The organism is Brucella pseudogrignonensis (assembly GCF_002252525.1).
In the GTDB taxonomy this organism is placed as follows: Bacteria; Pseudomonadota; Alphaproteobacteria; order Rhizobiales; family Rhizobiaceae; genus Brucella; species Brucella pseudogrignonensis.
Map to the genome: position 1 here is coordinate 83,132 of NZ_NNRM01000047.1, position 15,184 is coordinate 98,315.

Genomic DNA, 15,184 nt, shown 5'->3' on the forward strand with positions numbered 1-15,184 from the left:
GATGACGACCCAGACCAAGCCCTCCCCAGAGCAGATACTCAAGGCACGGGCAGATAACCCGAAAATGCGTGAACGTGATTTTGCGCAGAGCCTCGGGATATCAGAGGCCGATTTCATTGCGGCTTACACCGGTGCAGATGCTGACAGCTCGATCTCCGCTCGCCGTATTCGCGCAGATGTGGAAACCTTGCTCAAACACGCCCCTTCGCTTGGCGAAGTCATGGCGTTGACACGCAATGAAAGCGCTGTGCACGAGAAGATCGGTCCATTTGAAAAGACGATCTGGGGACCGCATGCGTCGCTCACGCTCGGCAAGGAAATCGATCTCCGCATTTTCCCAAAGCACTGGGTGCATGGTTTTGCGGTTGCCAAGCTTGATGGCGAACACGTTCGCCGCAGCCTTCAGTTCTTTGATGCATCGGGCGAAGCCGTTCATAAAATTCATCTGCGTCCAGCTTCTGATCTGGAAGCCTACGAGCAGCTTGTTTCTGAACTGTTGCTTGATGATCAGACGCCTTCGATCGAAACAAAGCCTGTCGCTGCCAAGGCAGAAAAAGCCGATGTTTCGGCTATCGATGCCGATGCGTTCCGTGAACGCTGGGGCGCACTCACCGATGTTCACCAGTTTGTCGGTCTTCTGAAAGATTTCGGCGTTGATCGTCATCAGGCCGTGCATCTTGCTGGGCAGGATTTCGCATGGCGCGTTGATCTGACTGCTGTCGAAGCGATGATGAACCATGTCGTTCAGGAACAGATTCCAATCATGTGCTTTGTTGGAAGCCGTGGCTGTATCCAGATTCACACCGGCAAGATTGCCGAAATCAAGACAATGGGTCCATGGCTCAATGTGCTTGATCCGACTTTCCATCTGCACCTTCGCGCCGATCATATCGCCAATGCCTGGGTTGTTCGTAAGCCAACCAAGGACGGTCATGTCACTTCGCTTGAGGCTTATGATGCCAATGGTGAGCTGATTATCCAGTTCTTCGGCGAGCGTCACGAGGGCGAAGCGGAACTGGCTGACTGGCGTATGATCGCGGAAAATCTGCCGCGCTTGCCGCAGTCGAACGCTGCTTAAAGAACAGGCGGATAACTCCTTGTTTTGATGTGTATTCCGGATGTTTTTTCCGTTCGGAATACACACTAAGCCCAATTTTATATGCACGTCATCATTGGAGAACGAGTTAGCTCGTTTCCACGGCGTGCTTTAGGGAAGCGGAACATGTCAATCATTTCATCAAGCATCGGTCGTTGCGCAGCGCTGGCGGTTATTGTCGCTTCTGTTGCTTTTGGCGGTGTCGCAAAAGCCGATACGGTTGAGAAAATCACCGATACGTCACGTCTGGTGTCCATCGGCGGTTCTGTCACCGAAATCGTCTATGCGCTTGGCGCGGGCGATAAGCTCGTCGCTCGTGATCAAACCAGTAGCTATCCGGAAGAAGCTCGAAAACTGGTTGATGTCGGCTATATGCGCCGTCTTTCGCCGGAAGGTGTTCTTTCAGTCAATCCTACGGGTATTTTGATGCTTGAGGGCAGTGGTCCTCCAGAAGCGCTTGAAGTGCTGAAAAAAGCTTCGGTTCCGATGGTTGTTATTCCCGAAGAGCATACCGGCGAAAGCGTGATTGCCAAGATTGAAGCCGTCGGCAAGGCGCTTGGTCTGGAAGATAAAGCCAAAGCGCTCGCAGCTGACGTATCGCGGGATCTGGAAGCTGCGCAGAAAATTTCAGCAAACCAGAATCCGCGCAAGCGCGTGTTGTTCATCATGTCGGCTCAGGAAGGACGCATTATGGCGTCCGGTACGGGCACAGGTGCCAATGGCATCATCACCCTTGCGGGCGGTGTGAACGCAATCGACTCTTATCAGGGTTATAAGCAGCTCACCGATGAAGCCGTTGAGAAGGCTGCTCCTGATCTCATCCTCACCATGAATATTGGCAAGGATAGCGTTCAGAAAGAGGATCTGCTGAAGAACCCGGCTCTTGCTAATTCGCCTGCTGGACGCAGCGGTAACATCGTTCAGATGGATTCACTCTATCTGCTCGGCTTTGGTCCACGCACAGGCGCTGCCAGCCGTGAATTGTCTGAAAAGCTCTATGGCAAGCAGGCTGCAAACTAAAACATATGCCTGTCGAGCATCATTGCTGGCAGGCATATCGCGGAAACCCGCAATAAGGACATATCGAAATGACCAGCCAAGACCGCGTGGCAAAACCCGGGGGCTTTGCCGTGCGTGATCAAGCCAACGATAGTCATGCCGGAGATCGCTCTGCGCGCGCTCGTTTGGCTATCGCAATTCTCGCTGTTGCACTTTGCATAACCGCACTGTTCAGTCTGACTGCGGGTGCTTCCGACGCCTCTGTCATGAGCGTTTTGCGGGAACTGGTTTTTGGAACGCAAGAAAGTGCAGACGCATTCCGGCGTGACCATCTGATCATTATGGAAATTCGTCTACCGCGCATCATCATGGGAATACTGGTTGGCGCTTCGCTTGCCGTTTCCGGTGCCGTTATGCAGGGCTTGTTCCGCAATCCGCTTGCTGATCCGGGACTTGTTGGTGTTTCCGCAGGTGCCAGCCTTGGTGCGGTTTCAATGATTGTCTTGGGTGGAACAGCACTTGCTCCGCTTTATCTGTTGCTCGGTCTTTGCGCCCTGCCTCTCGCTGCATTTTTTGGTGGCCTGATAACTACGCTTATCCTTTATCGCGTGGCGACGCGGCGCGGACGTACTTCTGTCGCTACGATGCTTCTGGCTGGTATCGCGCTTGGGGCTCTGACAGGTGCTGCCACTGGAGCTCTCGTCTATATTTCTGATGATCGACAGTTGCGTGATCTGACCTTCTGGGGGCTTGGCTCGCTGGCAGGTGCTACTTGGGGCAAGATCGGCACGGCTGGCCCGATTATCATGGTCATACTTTTTGCGACACCGTTTCTGTCGCGGGGTCTTAATGCGCTCGCGTTGGGTGAGGCGGCAGCCGGCCATCTTGGTATTCCTGTGCAGCGGATTAAAAACGTCGCAATCGTAACTGTTGCTGCGGCGACGGGTGCGACGGTCGCAATATCCGGCGGCATCGGCTTTATCGGCATTGTCGTGCCGCATATGCTGCGCTTGAGCATTGGTCCTGATCACCGTTACTTGTTGCCTTCCGCAGCACTGCTCGGGGCAATCATGCTTTTGCTTGCAGATGCGGTAAGCCGCACCATTGTTGCACCTGCCGAATTGCCGATTGGCATCATTACGGCTGTGTGCGGCGCTCCATTCTTCCTCTGGATATTGCTGCGCCAGCGCGGCGTTCTTGATCTGTGAGGCGCGAAATGATCGAAACCAAAAACCTAAGTGTTTCTATCGGCAATAAGCCGATTATAGAGAATATCAATTTTGTCGCGCGTCCTGGCGAAGTGACAGCAATTGTTGGGCCTAACGGTTCCGGTAAGACTACGCTGCTGCGCGCGCTTTCTGGTGATATTACTTATACGGGTTCTGCTTATCTGGATGGCGAGGATTTTGCAGGGATCAAGCCCTGGCGCATGGCTGCGCGCCGGGCTGTGCTGCCGCAAGCCAGCGCTTTGTCGTTTCCTTTTACTGTCCGCGAGATCGTCCATATCGGTTTGACGGGTGGTTTCAGCGGTGTAACTGGTGCAGAGCAGGAGAAGTTGCCCGATCTTGCATTGCAGAAGGTTGATCTCGCAGGCTTCAGCGGCAGGCTTTATCAGGAGCTTTCGGGTGGTGAACAGCAGCGGGTGCAGCTTGCACGCGTGCTTTGTCAGGTCTGGAAGCCAGTCGTGGATGGAAAACCGCGTTATCTGTTCCTGGATGAGCCTATTTCGAGCCTCGATATAAAGCATCAGATCACAGTTATGGAAATTGCACGCGATTTCGCAGCCGCTGGTGGCGGCGTGATTGCTATCCTTCACGATCTCAATCTGACTGCCATGTTCGCCGACAGTATCGCTGTCATGCACAAGGGCAAACTTGATACCATCGGCACGCCACAACATGCGCTGACTGATGATCGGTTGGAGCGGGTTTATGAGTGCTCTCTAAGGGTCGGTGTGCCGCCAGCGCAAGGCGTGCCATTCGTGTTGCCACAATCGGCCTATGCCGCGGCACTCTAAAAAGTTTGAGACAAACAAAAAGGCTGAGAACCTGCCCGGTTCTCAGCCTTTTTCTATTCAACCACGCTGCAAATCAGCTGGCAACACGTTCCGCTTCGAGATCTTCATCAAGACCGAGCAGCACGCGAACATTTGGACGTGCCTTAACCAAATCCGAGATGCTATACTTCATCAATACGCCGAAGAATGCATTGAGTGCTTCACGCAGGGCTGAGTTGAGGCCACAACTATCGACAAGCGGGCATTCTGTTGCGTCATTTTCGAAGCATTCGGCCATGGCGAAGTTTTCTTCAGTCACGCGCACGACATCGAACAGCGAAATATCCTTGGCAGCGCGTCCGAGACGCACACCACCGTTACGGCCGCGTACAGTCTCAACCAGTCCGTTTTCGACAAGTGGCTGCAAAATCTTGAAGAGGAAAAGCTCCGAAACGCCATAAGCGCGGGCAATTTCCGGAACGCGGCTCAGTTTGCCGTCATTGGCGGCACAATACATAAGCATGCGAATGGCATAATTCGTCTGACGAGTAAGACGCATTGATTATTCCTTTCAGCACATCCTCAAGCCTTCCTGATGGACCTACCCACGGAAAACTCTGCTTTTGGTTACGTCACAACCCCATCAGGCTCCTCCGGAGCCCGGAGATTTCAGGGGTATGTGCCAAGCGAGTGCATTCACTTCGAATCCACTTTAGAACTATTCTTAAAATATATGAAGTGTTTTATCACCTTTAAAGGGCAAAAAAGCACTTCATTTCATCACGTCATCGCGATTAGATAATCCGGGCAACACATGCCTTACTGGCAAACATCAATCCATTCAGCCGAAACAAGCTCGGCCATTTTCTGCGGTGCGATCCGCACTGCACTGTTTGTAGCCCCGGCAGCCGGAACGACTTCGTCGAAAGTCTTGAGCGACAAATCGCAATAAACGGGCAGGGCGCTAGGCAATCCAAACGGGCAAACACCACCGACCGGATGACTTGTTTCATTCAAGACGCTTTCCGCATCCAACATGCGCGGTTTGGTTCCGAACTGGTCCTTGAATTTGCGATTATCGATACGCGCATCTCCCCGCGTCACGATAAGTATGGTCTGATCTTTCGCGGCAAATGACAGTGTCTTTGCGATCTGTCCCGGTTCGACACCATGCGCCTCGGCTGCGAGGGCGACTGTCGCCGTACTGGTTGGCAGTTCAATCACTTCGATTTCGGGTGCCTTGTCTGCGAAAAACGCCTTGACCGATTCCAGGCTCATACGTTCCCTTTTCTTTATGACTATTATTCTCAAGTTTATGCTTCATTAACCTGAAGAGCAAGACTATCAGTCATTTAATCGAGGATGACATCAAGTGGCAGATTGACGCTGCTGTTTGATAACGATAAAGAGGCGTTCACATCTGCTTCGTGCAGATGCGGAGGGGTGGCCGAGCGGTTTAAGGCACCGGTCTTGAAAACCGGCGTGCAGGAGACTGTACCGTGGGTTCGAATCCCACCCCCTCCGCCATTTCAGACCGCCTCTGGGCACGCCAATCGCCGCCGATTGCCGCCCTTGACCGGCAATAAGCGTCTTTAGCAGCTCCGTTTTCGATCCCATGATGCGAATCGCGTCGTCCGCGACCTCGACACGCTGCGCTAGCGAGCGCAGGTGATCCCGCCGATAGCCGCCCTCATGGCCGCGAATGCGCTCCCGCGCGCGGCGTGCAAACCCTTCGATCATCGCGGGACTGAGGGCGCTGTGGCCGGGACTTTCGAGCAACGCTTGCGCCCGGTCGGCATCGGCCCTGGCCTGATCGCGGAGAACCTTGAGGCCAGCGATGCGCTCCTTGAGCGCCGGGTCGTCCAGATCAGCCACGCCCGCTTCGATGGCGTCATAGAGCCGCTTGAGGCGCGATTCCGATTCGGTCGCCTGCCGTTGCAAAGAGGCGATGTGTTCGCGGCGGCGCTCGGCCTGATCCTCACGACGACCGAGGACGGTCCCAAGCAGCTTCTCCAGCCGGTCGGGATCGAGCAAGCGTTCCTCGATATGACTGGTGACCATCCTATCGAGCTTGTCCATAGGGATCGCGCGGCCCTTGCAGCCGGTCTCGCCCTGCCGTGCCTTGATCGAACAGGCATAGTAGCGGTAGCGGCCGCTCTTTCCGGTGCGGATGGTCATGGCTCCGCCGCAGTTGCCGCAATAGCAGATGCCGGTTAGCAGGGTCGGCCCGATCACCACGCGGGCGGGCAACTCGGTCTTGGGGTTGCGGGCCTGCAAAAGCGACTGAACGGCGTCGAAGGTCTCCCGCTCGATGATGGCGGGCACCGGGACGATGACGATCTCGCCGGGAGCGCGTGGGTCATTGTGCTTGCTGCGCTTCCCCCATTCATGTTCGCCGATATAGGTGCGGCGGGTCAGGACGCGATGGACCTGGCCGATGCCCCAGCGGCCGCCATCGCGGGTGAAGATGCCTTTGGCGTTCAGATGCTTGACGATCGCCTTGACGCCCATCTGGCCACTATCGCCCTGACCTTCCAGAGCGAGCCGGTAGATCAGCCGGATGGTGTCGGCGTGCAGCGGGTCGATTTCCAGCTTCTTCTTGGTCTTGGCCCCCCGCTGTTCGGCGGCGGCGATCCGGTAGCCGATCGGTGGCAGCGAACCGTTCCAGAAGCCCTGCCGGGCATTCTCCTTCAGGGCGCGCGTGACGTGCTTGCCGTTTTCCTTCGACTGGTATTCGTCGAATAATGACATGATCCGCCGCATCATGTCGTGGATCGGGTCGTCCCCTAACTCCTGCGTGATAGAAATGAGGCGCACGTCATTTTTGGCGAGCTTCCGGTAGTAATATTCCATGTCGAAGGCATCGCGGAAGAAGCGCGAGAAGCTGTGAACCAGCACCACATCGAAGGGTGCGGGCTTCGACGTGCCCGCCTCGATCATCCGCTGGAACTCCGGGCGGCGATCGTTCGTGGCCGTGTTGCCTGGCTCCACGAAGATTTCGACAAGCTGATAGCCGCGCGCCGCGCAATACGCCTCGCCTTGCTTGCGCTGGTCAGGGATCGACACGTCATGCTCGGCCTGCCGGGCGGTCGAAACGCGCAGGTAGAGGGCAGCCCGCAGGGCGACGTTGGGAGATTGTGCGTTCATTTGCGGGTTCCTTTCGACTTGCGCCGCTCGATCAGGGGCAAGACCAGCTCTACGCGGTCGTACACCACCTTGGGGACCAACCTGAGACCTTGGCCCTTCTCCATGCGGATCAGGCCGAAACTCTCCATTTTCTTGAGGGTGCGTGAGACGTTGGGCGTGGCGCGGCCGGTGATCTGTGCCAGTTCCTCCAGCGAGCCGGGTTCTTGCTCATGGATGATGCGCAGCAGATCGCGATTGCCTGCCGACAGAAGCCGGGCGAACGATTCCGTGGAGGCGAACCAGACGGTGGGATCGCCGGGCGATGGCTTTTCCTCGCCCTTTGCGATCCGCATGGTGCGGGCTTTCATTTCCTCCGGGTCGGCGATCCCGACTTTCAGCGTCGTCACGGCAAATCCCCTACTTTCGTCAGGGCTTATCATTATCATCACGAGATAGGTATTTCAAGCCTGCCGGCAGATCGAGCGAGCCGAACATCTCATCGAAAACATCAGCGAACCAGCGTTCGAATACCTGAATCTCGGCCTCGGAGATCGGCACTTCATCGGGCCAGTCATCAATGACGGGCAGCTTCTCCACGTCGAAGACATGAGGCGGACTGCCGCGCGGCGGACTGATGCGCGGCGCGGGATCGTGGCCATAGTCGTAGAGGTCGTCGGGAAGCGTTCGGGGGGCCGGCTGTCTTGGGCGGCCTCGTTGGGCGCGGCGGCGCTCTGCGCACATGGTATCCTCCGTGTTTTGCTGGTAGATTCAGGGGCGCTAAAGCCCCGGAATTAAGCGAAGCATGGAGGGGGAACGGCGGTGTGTAGCGTGCCGCATTCGCGTCTGTGCACTGACGGCACCCCCTAGCGAGAGGCGGCAGCGTAGTCGCCTGGCGTCGCACCGAAATGCTGACGGAAGTGGCGAATGAGATGGCTTTGATCGAAGAGGCCGACGCTCACGGCGGTCTCGGCTGAGGAGACGCCGCAGGACAGCAGGCTCTTGGCCCTGTTGAGGCGTATCTGGGTCAGGTAGCGATGCACGGACAGTCCGGTGTTCGCCCGGAACACGCGCATGAAATGATATTCGCTGAGACCGGCGACTGCCGCGACCTCGCCCACGGATACGGGTTCGGCGAAGTGTGTTTGCAGATAGTCGATCGCCCGCCGCATATCGGCCCTGACGATCCGCGAACGGCGCCCATGGCGTGAGCGTTGGCCGTAACGGGCGATAATCGCGCCGAAGCCGTCATAGGCCGCGCATTCCTTTTCCATGCGATCGGGGGTGCCGGCGATGACGGCATGGGCGCGCAGAAGGTGCCGCGTGGCTTCGGCGTCACCGAGTATAGGGTCAACACCGAAATCGAGATGTCCGGTCCCGCCCAGAACGTCGTCGGCGATGGATTCGAGAAAGCGGGCGGAGGGATAGAAGGCGCAGTATTCCCATCCGCGATCCCGTTCGGCGGCCTCGCCGGTCTGAACCTCGCCGGGCGGGATAATGAGGATCGATCCCGCGCCCGCGACGCCTTCACGCCCGGCGATCCGGTGGCGTTGCGCGCCGCGCGCAAAAGCGGCGATCACGAACTCTTCATGGAAATGAGCCGGGTATCGGTAGTCGAAGAAGGACGCGCGCAGCAGTTCAAGCCCGTCCGGCAGGCTGCTGTCCTTCCACAAGCTGATCTTGTCCCGCTTCCTCGTCATGCTCTCTTTCCGACCGCCTTGCCGTCCATCGCCGGCGAGCGATGCGCAGGATTCTCCAATCATGTTCGCAATGTGCCGGACTAAGACGTGCTGAAGCAGACGTTAGACTACGGCCAATGATGACAGAGAATATTTCAGCGAAAACTACTATCCACCATCACGATCAACTTCCCTTAGAGCTTTTTCGGCAAGGTGTCATCGCCTGCCTGCCGACGATCCTCGGTTTCTGGAGCATCGGTTTCGCCGCCGGCGCCATCGGTGCGCTGGCCGGTTTCTCGGTGCTCGACATCACGCTGCTGGCGGTCTTCCTCTACGCCGGATCGGCGCAGTTCATGTTCTACTCGCTGCATGCGGCCGGGGCCGGCGTTCTGGCCATCGTGCTCGGTGTCATGCTCATCAACATGCGCTACGTCCTGATGAGTTCCTATATGGCCATCTATTTCACCAGGGCCAGTTCCCTCCAGAAGTTCGTCAGCGGCGCTCTCCTGACGGACGAGACGTTCGGCGTCGCGGCCCAACAGGGCAGCCGCACCGGCGAGTTGCCCTTCGCGTGGATGCTTGGCCTCAACGTCACGGCCTGGCTCAACTGGATCGTCGCCAATCTGACGGGCGCGCTGCTGGCGGCCTCGCTGCCGGAGTCGATCACGCAGGGTCTGAGCTTCAGCCTCGTCGCCATGTTCATCGGTTTATTGCTGATGACATGGTTCGCCAGCCGGCAGCGGCTGCTTGAAACCATCGCAATTGCAATCTCGGTCGCCGTGATCGCCGGCACGTCCCGAACGCTCGACGTCAATATCGGCGTCCTGCTGGCGACGGTGGCGGCTGCGAGCGTTTCGACGCTGCTCCTGTGGCGCGCTTACACGAGGAAACATGACCAATGACCGGCTCTCTCTACCTCGCGATCGGACTCTCCGCCGCCGTCACGATCATCTTGCGAGCCTTTCCGGTGTTGCTTCTGTCGCGGTTCGCTATGCCGCAGGTTGTCCGGGACTGGCTCGGCTTCGTGCCAGCCGCCATCATGGCCGCGATCGTGGCGGCCGAACTCATCCATAAGCCCGAGTTCAGCGAATCCGGCGTCAGCATCTCACTCGTGGCGGCACTTGCGGCGACGCTGGCGGGCGTGGTCTCACGCAGCCTGTTCGTAACGGTGATCGTAGGCGTCGTGGCGTTCCTGATTGCACAGACGCTTTTGGTCTAGGCCGGTGCGAGCGTCTATCCGCTAGCAGGACCAGTTGCCCGCCGCGCCTTGGCGAACCCTCGATCCGTGGCGATGAAACGCTCCAGCATCGGCACGATCAGTCTGGCAGGTTCGATTGGCGCTCCGCCATCGGCCAACAGAGCGCCATAGTCGATCAGGTCACGATGGAGCTGGGCGGGCAGTTCCACCGTCACCTTCACCGGCTTGTCGTCGGCCAGTGGACCAAGTTTCAGCTTCGTCATGGTCAATTCCTGTAAGGTTCGAGGACTAAATCATATGCCGACTGGAAAACTATGCCGACATCGGAACGAAATGAGCGAGTAAAGGGATGAAAAACTTCGAGATTGACAGTGTTCTGTATCGGCATAGTCGTGGCTCCCATAGCCAGGTGACGTGTGTGGAAGGCATCGTGTGGGGGGACGCTTTTGCGTTGTTTCAAGGAAATATTCTTCTTTGGGCTCCGCCCGCCAGCAATCTGGCTCGTCTTCCTCGCATAGAACTATGCCGACTGATCGCGGCGAATTCGTCAGGGAACCGGGCAAGATACACTCGGAACGCGGGATAGTCCTGAAGTCGGCATATGATTTAGTATTCCGCTAGCGGAATACCAGGTCTCGGGTGACTATGACCCTGACCGGGAAGCCGGGCCGGATGGTCAGCGTCGGTGCGACCTGCAACTGGCGCTGGACGATCTGCTGTCCGGCCTGATTGATGGTGTCCTGCGCCCCGTCGCGGATGGCGCGGATCAGCCGGTCCTCTTCGTCGGTCGCCAGTTCCGTGCCGATGCCGAGCAGCGTCGAAAGGCCGGCGGCTTTCATCAGATCCCACCAGTGATAATCGACGCCATCCTCAAGGCCGGCATAGCCGGAAGCGTCCGCGCCGGGCTGGCGCTCCAGCACGATGGAGCGGCCATTGGGCAGGATCAGACGGTTCCAGACGAGCAGCACGCGGCGCTGGCCGAAGGTCACGCCCGCATCGTATTGGCCGATGATGCGCGTGCCCTGCGGGATCAGGAGAAGCGAGCCGGTCGGGCTGTCATAGACGTTTTCCGTCACCTGCGCGGTGATCTGCCCCGGAAGGTCGGAACGGATGCCGGTAATCATCGCCGCCGGGATCACAGCCCCGGCTTGAAGGATATATGGCGATGCCGGAGCCATGATGCGGTCCAGGGCGACGGTCTGCCGATCCACGGGGCCATTGAGGAAGGCGGTGTGCCGATCCTGTGTGCCGGCAGCACCTAGCTGGCCGGTCGGAGCGAGACCGGCGAGACTCGGGCTTGCGGTTCCCGTTCCAGGGGCGGTCTGGAAAAAGACGCGGCTGACGCGCGCGGCTTCCTCCTCGGCGATGCGGCGTTGCTCCGCCGGATCGACGGCGGGCGTCGTCATGACGGGCGGCGCAACCGGCTGGCCCCGGTTCTGCGCGTCGAGGATGGGGCCGCCCAGGTCGCCCGGCAATGCCGGTCCCAGGACGGGGCCGGTATAGTCGCGCGGCAGGCCGGACAGCCCGTCCGCCGTGGGGCGGTTCTCGGTCGAATAGAGTTCTTCGCCGCTCCCGCCCATGTCGCGGGTCTGAAGCGCGTAGATCAGCGCGCCGCCGATGCCGAACAGCGCGACCGCTCCGACACCGGCCAGCATCTTGCGGGACAGGCGGGTAACGCGCGGCGGTTCGGCACGCAGCCGCATCGTGTCCGTGGTGGTGGTATCTTCGGTCATGACCGGGATTCTCCGGTCGCCTTCGCGGGCTGTGCAGCCTGCCGTTGCTCGATACGGACGATCCTGACCGTCTGCTGACGATCGCCGCTGCCAAGGCGCAGCTCGGCCGCGCCGAACAGGCGGTCCACGATCAGGATGTTCTGGTGGATGCGGCTGTTGACGATCTGGGTTTCACCGTCCGAGCCGATGACGAAGATCGGCGGCATCTCGCCCTGCACGATGCCGCGTGGGAAGACGACATAGATGCGGCGGCCGTCGTCAAAGACGGAGATAGGTTTCCAGGGTGGATTATCGCCGGTCAGGCCGTAGCGATAGTTGCGCCCGGCCTCGGCGGGGATGATCGGAACGGCCGGAACGGTCTGGCGCTGGCCCGCTGGTGGCGCGGGATAGGCCCAGGCCACCGCCGGCATGTAGAGGGCTTCGCGGGCGCGCAGTTCGATCAAGTAGGTGCGCCGGTCGGTGGTCACGACGAGATTGGTCGAGATGTCCGGCCGGGTTGGTTTGACGAGGATATGGACGCGGCGCGACGTTCCGCTGCCGCTCTCTGTATCGCCGATGATCCAGCGGGCCGTATCGCCGGCGGCGATCGGCCCTGCGCCGGTCAGGCTCTCGCCCGGCTCCAGCGCGATGCTGGTTATCTGCCCGACGGCCGCATAGACCTGATAGAGCGCGCCTTCGCTCCACGGGAAAATCTGGATGGCGTTGTAATAGCCCTCGCGGCGCGGCTCGACGCGGGCGGCTGCATTGGCGTTCTCGACACGGCCTGCCGGTGTCCCGGCAACAGTCCCGCCGCGCGCGACTGTCCATGCCGGCGGCGTGTGCAAAGGCCGGGGCCGGTCATCGGTGACGGCGGCCGGCACGACGGGCAGCGACGGCACGTCGGTGTCGTAGCTGAACTGCGGGGGTTTGTTGGTGGCGCAACCGGCCAGCATGGTGGCGGACAGCAGCAAAGCCGGAAGCCCATGTTTACGGAAAACCGGAACGGCGGGTTTGCGGCTCAACATGCTCATTGGCTCATCTCCCGCGACCATGAGATTGCATTGACGTAGATGCCGAGCGGATTGGCGCGCAGGCGCTCGGCGTCACGCGGCGACTGGATCACGATGGTCAGGATCGCGGTCCAGCGTTCGGTCGTGGAAATCTGACCGTTCTCATAGTGACGCTCGGTCCACGCCACGCGGAAGCTGTCGTTCGATGCCCGGATGACGCTGGACACCTCGACGGCGATCTGCTGCTTGCCGACCTTCGTGAACGGGTCGTTGCTGCGGGCGTAATCGTTCAAGGCGGCCGCGCCTCGGTCGGTCGTCAATTCATAGGCGCGCAGCCAGTTCTGTCGGACGATGATCGCATCGGCCGGGATGGCGCGGACCTGCTCGATGAAGCGGCCGAGATGGAACGCGATCTGCGGATCGGTCGGGCGATAGTCGGCGACGGCCGGAGCGACGGTTTGCGCCTGGCCGAGCCGGTCGACCTGCACGACCCATGGCACGACCGACCCGCGCGCCGACTGCCAGACAAGGGCGGCGGCGAAACCGGCCGACAGGATCAGGGAACCGAACGCCATGTAACGCCAGTTTTTCGCCTGCACGCGGGCCGATCCGATCCGTTCATCCCAGGCTTGAGCAGCCTTCTGGTAGGGCGTTTCGGGTTCCGGCGATTTGCCGTAGTGGGTGGCTGGTCGTTTGAAGATGTTCATGAGCGGTCACTTTCGGAAAGATTGACGGAGGAGCCGCCGCCGTGGCTGTCGCCCGAGCGAACCGCATGGGCGGCCATGGTGGTGCCGTGGCGGAGAGACTGTGAGCGCCGCATCTGCTGCGCCCAGGCCGGGGGACCGGCAGCCGGGGAAGAGGATGCGGTTGCGGCATCCGCAGCGCCTGCGCTGCCAACCGTGCCCGCGGTCGAGGAGCCGCCCGTCGCGCCAAAAGCCGCGCGTGCGCCATCGGAGAAGCTGGATTTGACGCTTTCCGACGCTTTCGACGCTGCACGCTTCAAGGGCGAGATGGCGGCGGAGCCGGCAGCGCGGGCGACCCCGCCAAGGCCGGAGGCGACACCCGCCGCACCAGATTGCCCGAACGAACCCATGCTGTAGGCTGCGGAGGCCCCGCCTGCGGCGGTTGCACCACCGCGAACCGCCGCGGCTCCACCGGACAATACGGCGGCACCTCCCTTGACTGCGAGACCGGCCGCACCGCCTGCGGCAGCCCCGCCGGCGAGCACCATGCCGCCGGCTGCCAGGCCGGTGCCGACCGCTGCGCCCGCGCCAAGTTGCGGCCCGCCCGAAACGAGGCCGGAGGCGATGCCGGGACCGAAGATGCCCAGACCGAGCAGCGACAGCGCCGCCAGGACGACAGCCATCGCGTCGTCGATGCTTGGTGTCTGGCCGCCGAAGCCTTGCGTGAATTGCGAGAAGAGCGTCGAGCCGATGCCGACGATGACTGCCAACACCAGAACCTTGATGCCGGACGAGATGACATTGCCAAGCACGCGCTCAGCCATGAAGGCGGTCTTGCCGAACAGGCCGAATGGGATCAGCACGAAGCCCGCCAGCGTGGACAGCTTGAACTCGATCAGGGTCACGAAAAGCTGGATCGCCAGGATGAAAAAGGCGAGGATGACGAGCGCCCAAGCGAACAGCAGGCAGGCGATCTGGATGAAGTTCTCGAAGAACGCCACCCAGCCCATGAGGTCGGAGATGGAGTCGAGCAGCGGCCGCGCCGCGTCGAGGCCGGTCTGCGCCACCTTGCCGGGCCGCATCAGATCCTGCGCGGTGAACCCCGTGCCGGATGCCTTCAGGCCGAGGCCGGCGAAGCTGTCGAAGACGATCTTTGCGAGGTTGTTCCAGTTGCCGATGAGATAGGCGAACACGCCGACGAACAGCGTCTTCTTCACGAGCCGGGCGATGATGTCGTCATCGGCGTTCCAGCTCCAGAACAGTGCGGCGAGCGTCACGTCGATGACGATGAGCGTCGTGGCGATGAACGCCACCTCGCCGCCGAGCAGGCCGAAGCCGGAGTCGATATATCGGGTGAAGACCCCGAGGAAATTGTCGATGACGCCCGCACCGCCCATGCATCACCGCCCTTCGCTGGAGGACGGCGCGGCGGGCGCAGGCGAGCGGCCAAGGAAACGGTCGCGGGATTCGGCCCAAACCGCCAAGCATTCGGCGTCGTTGGCGGCCGTTGTCCCAAGCTGCTGGCACCGGCGCTGCCCTTCACGCAGCGGGTCGCGTTCGGGCTGGACAAGACGCGGCGACGATGCCGGCGCATCTTCCTTGCGGGTCATCTCGATGGCCGTCGCGGTGATGGCGATCGCCACGAATATGATTGCACCCAGCCGGGTCAGCATTTTACCGTCCATGGC

18 protein-coding genes, 1 tRNA gene and 1 pseudogene are annotated in these 15,184 nt (G+C 60.2%); 8 read left to right on the forward strand and 12 right to left on the reverse strand.

Annotated elements, in window-relative coordinates; genetic code table 11:
* Window position 1: 1 nt before the first annotated feature.
* From CEV34_RS23050 to CEV34_RS23065, 4 genes are all read left to right on the forward strand, one after another.
* Window positions 2-1,078, forward strand: coding sequence for a hemin-degrading factor (locus CEV34_RS23050; protein WP_007878899.1), 1,077 nt, complete (start codon window positions 2-4; stop codon window positions 1,076-1,078).
* Window positions 1,079-1,222: 144 nt separating this feature from the next.
* Complete coding sequence (locus tag CEV34_RS23055; RefSeq protein WP_007878905.1) at window positions 1,223-2,116, forward strand: heme/hemin ABC transporter substrate-binding protein; 894 nt, start codon at window positions 1,223-1,225, stop codon at window positions 2,114-2,116.
* Between the two features lie 68 nt (window positions 2,117-2,184).
* Complete coding sequence (locus CEV34_RS23060) at window positions 2,185-3,303, forward strand: FecCD family ABC transporter permease (RefSeq protein ID WP_007878908.1); 1,119 nt, start codon at window positions 2,185-2,187, stop codon at window positions 3,301-3,303.
* Window positions 3,304-3,311: 8 nt separating this feature from the next.
* Window positions 3,312-4,112 carry a heme ABC transporter ATP-binding protein gene (locus CEV34_RS23065; RefSeq protein WP_007878910.1) on the forward strand — a complete coding sequence of 267 codons (801 nt, stop codon included), beginning with the start codon at window positions 3,312-3,314 and terminating at the stop codon, window positions 4,110-4,112.
* A gap of 73 nt (window positions 4,113-4,185) precedes the next feature.
* Here CEV34_RS23065 and rirA read toward each other — a convergent pair whose 3' ends face one another.
* Window positions 4,186-4,650 carry an iron-responsive transcriptional regulator RirA gene (gene rirA / locus CEV34_RS23070; RefSeq protein ID WP_007878913.1) on the reverse strand — a complete coding sequence of 155 codons (465 nt, stop codon included), beginning with the start codon at window positions 4,648-4,650 and terminating at the stop codon, window positions 4,186-4,188.
* A gap of 260 nt (window positions 4,651-4,910) precedes the next feature.
* Window positions 4,911-5,369 carry a YbaK/EbsC family protein gene (locus CEV34_RS23075; protein ID WP_007878920.1) on the reverse strand — a complete coding sequence of 153 codons (459 nt, stop codon included), beginning with the start codon at window positions 5,367-5,369 and terminating at the stop codon, window positions 4,911-4,913.
* Between the two features lie 159 nt (window positions 5,370-5,528).
* Between CEV34_RS23075 and CEV34_RS23080 the strand changes: the two genes are divergently transcribed.
* Window positions 5,529-5,618: transfer RNA gene (locus tag CEV34_RS23080), tRNA-Ser, on the forward strand.
* A gap of 231 nt (window positions 5,619-5,849) precedes the next feature.
* Window positions 5,850-6,308: a hypothetical protein gene (locus CEV34_RS27675; protein ID WP_328589892.1), complete on the forward strand. Its 459-nt coding sequence runs from the start codon at window positions 5,850-5,852 to the stop codon at window positions 6,306-6,308.
* Here the strand turns inward: CEV34_RS27675 and CEV34_RS27680 are convergent.
* From CEV34_RS27680 to CEV34_RS23100, 4 genes and pseudogenes are all read right to left on the reverse strand, one after another.
* Window positions 6,195-7,238, reverse strand: a pseudogene (locus CEV34_RS27680) (recombinase family protein); the annotation flags it as partial. The gene CEV34_RS27675 and the pseudogene CEV34_RS27680 sit on opposite strands and share 114 nt — an antisense overlap.
* The gene (locus tag CEV34_RS23090; protein WP_094544694.1) at window positions 7,235-7,624 is read right to left on the reverse strand and encodes an HVO_A0114 family putative DNA-binding protein; all 390 of its coding nucleotides are present in this window, start codon (window positions 7,622-7,624) and stop codon (window positions 7,235-7,237) included. The pseudogene CEV34_RS27680 and the gene CEV34_RS23090, both read right to left, overlap by 4 nt.
* A 19-nt stretch (window positions 7,625-7,643) precedes the next feature.
* Entirely contained in the window at window positions 7,644-7,958 is a 315-nt protein-coding gene (locus CEV34_RS23095) for a hypothetical protein (protein WP_094544653.1), read from the reverse strand.
* Window positions 7,959-8,080: 122 nt separating this feature from the next.
* Window positions 8,081-8,914 carry an AraC family transcriptional regulator gene (locus CEV34_RS23100; protein WP_094544654.1) on the reverse strand — a complete coding sequence of 278 codons (834 nt, stop codon included), beginning with the start codon at window positions 8,912-8,914 and terminating at the stop codon, window positions 8,081-8,083.
* 116 nt (window positions 8,915-9,030) lie between these two features.
* Here CEV34_RS23100 and CEV34_RS23105 point away from each other — a divergent pair, with 116 nt between their 5' ends.
* Window positions 9,031-9,795, forward strand: a complete 765-nt coding sequence (locus tag CEV34_RS23105) for an AzlC family ABC transporter permease (protein WP_210199591.1) — start codon at window positions 9,031-9,033, stop codon at window positions 9,793-9,795.
* A complete protein-coding gene (locus CEV34_RS23110; protein ID WP_094544655.1) occupies window positions 9,792-10,112 on the forward strand; it encodes an AzlD domain-containing protein in 321 nt (106 codons plus the stop codon). The genes CEV34_RS23105 and CEV34_RS23110 overlap by 4 nt, the downstream gene beginning before the upstream one ends.
* A 14-nt stretch (window positions 10,113-10,126) precedes the next feature.
* Here the strand turns inward: CEV34_RS23110 and CEV34_RS23115 are convergent, their stop codons facing one another.
* The 6 genes from CEV34_RS23115 to trbK-alt all read right to left on the reverse strand — a co-directional run bounded on the left by CEV34_RS23115 (window position 10,127) and on the right by trbK-alt (window position 15,181).
* The gene (locus CEV34_RS23115) at window positions 10,127-10,354 is read right to left on the reverse strand and encodes a DUF2274 domain-containing protein (protein WP_094544656.1); all 228 of its coding nucleotides are present in this window, start codon (window positions 10,352-10,354) and stop codon (window positions 10,127-10,129) included.
* Between the two features lie 354 nt (window positions 10,355-10,708).
* Entirely contained in the window at window positions 10,709-11,824 is a 1,116-nt protein-coding gene (locus tag CEV34_RS23120; RefSeq protein ID WP_094544657.1) for a TraB/TrbI/VirB10 family type IV secretion system protein, read from the reverse strand.
* Window positions 11,821-12,834: a P-type conjugative transfer protein TrbG gene (gene trbG / locus CEV34_RS23125; protein ID WP_094544658.1), complete on the reverse strand. Its 1,014-nt coding sequence runs from the start codon at window positions 12,832-12,834 to the stop codon at window positions 11,821-11,823. Before trbG ends, CEV34_RS23120 begins: the two co-directional genes overlap by 4 nt.
* Entirely contained in the window at window positions 12,831-13,520 is a 690-nt protein-coding gene (trbF, locus tag CEV34_RS23130; RefSeq protein WP_094544659.1) for a conjugal transfer protein TrbF, read from the reverse strand. Before trbF ends, trbG begins: the two co-directional genes overlap by 4 nt.
* Window positions 13,517-14,893, reverse strand: coding sequence for a P-type conjugative transfer protein TrbL (trbL, locus tag CEV34_RS23135; RefSeq protein WP_094544660.1), 1,377 nt, complete (start codon window positions 14,891-14,893; stop codon window positions 13,517-13,519). Before trbL ends, trbF begins: the two co-directional genes overlap by 4 nt.
* Before the next feature lie 3 nt (window positions 14,894-14,896).
* Window positions 14,897-15,181, reverse strand: a complete 285-nt coding sequence (gene trbK-alt, locus CEV34_RS23140; RefSeq protein WP_094544661.1) for a putative entry exclusion protein TrbK-alt — start codon at window positions 15,179-15,181, stop codon at window positions 14,897-14,899.
* Window positions 15,182-15,184: the final 3 nt, after the last annotated feature.

Excerpts from the sequence above, each read along its gene's own strand:
- trbG (WP_094544658.1), bottom strand. The coding sequence starts at position 12,834 with ATGAGCATGTTGAGCCGCAAACCCGCCGTTCCGGTTTTCCGTAAACAT.
- CEV34_RS23055 (WP_007878905.1), top strand. The coding sequence starts at position 1,223 with ATGTCAATCATTTCATCAAGCATCGGTCGTTGCGCAGCGCTGGCGGTT.
- CEV34_RS23065 (WP_007878910.1), top strand. The coding sequence starts at position 3,312 with ATGATCGAAACCAAAAACCTAAGTGTTTCTATCGGCAATAAGCCGATT.
- trbK-alt (WP_094544661.1), bottom strand. The coding sequence starts at position 15,181 with ATGGACGGTAAAATGCTGACCCGGCTGGGTGCAATCATATTCGTGGCG.
- trbL (WP_094544660.1), bottom strand. The coding sequence starts at position 14,893 with ATGGGCGGTGCGGGCGTCATCGACAATTTCCTCGGGGTCTTCACCCGA.
- rirA (WP_007878913.1), bottom strand. The coding sequence starts at position 4,650 with ATGCGTCTTACTCGTCAGACGAATTATGCCATTCGCATGCTTATGTAT.
- CEV34_RS23120 (WP_094544657.1), bottom strand. The coding sequence starts at position 11,824 with ATGACCGAAGATACCACCACCACGGACACGATGCGGCTGCGTGCCGAA.
- CEV34_RS23060 (WP_007878908.1), top strand. The coding sequence starts at position 2,185 with ATGACCAGCCAAGACCGCGTGGCAAAACCCGGGGGCTTTGCCGTGCGT.
- CEV34_RS23095 (WP_094544653.1), bottom strand. The coding sequence starts at position 7,958 with ATGTGCGCAGAGCGCCGCCGCGCCCAACGAGGCCGCCCAAGACAGCCG.
- CEV34_RS23050 (WP_007878899.1), top strand. The coding sequence starts at position 2 with ATGACGACCCAGACCAAGCCCTCCCCAGAGCAGATACTCAAGGCACGG.
- trbF (WP_094544659.1), bottom strand. The coding sequence starts at position 13,520 with ATGAACATCTTCAAACGACCAGCCACCCACTACGGCAAATCGCCGGAA.
- CEV34_RS23100 (WP_094544654.1), bottom strand. The coding sequence starts at position 8,914 with ATGACGAGGAAGCGGGACAAGATCAGCTTGTGGAAGGACAGCAGCCTG.
- CEV34_RS23105 (WP_210199591.1), top strand. The coding sequence starts at position 9,031 with ATGATGACAGAGAATATTTCAGCGAAAACTACTATCCACCATCACGAT.
- CEV34_RS23110 (WP_094544655.1), top strand. The coding sequence starts at position 9,792 with ATGACCGGCTCTCTCTACCTCGCGATCGGACTCTCCGCCGCCGTCACG.
- CEV34_RS23115 (WP_094544656.1), bottom strand. The coding sequence starts at position 10,354 with ATGACGAAGCTGAAACTTGGTCCACTGGCCGACGACAAGCCGGTGAAG.
- CEV34_RS23075 (WP_007878920.1), bottom strand. The coding sequence starts at position 5,369 with ATGAGCCTGGAATCGGTCAAGGCGTTTTTCGCAGACAAGGCACCCGAA.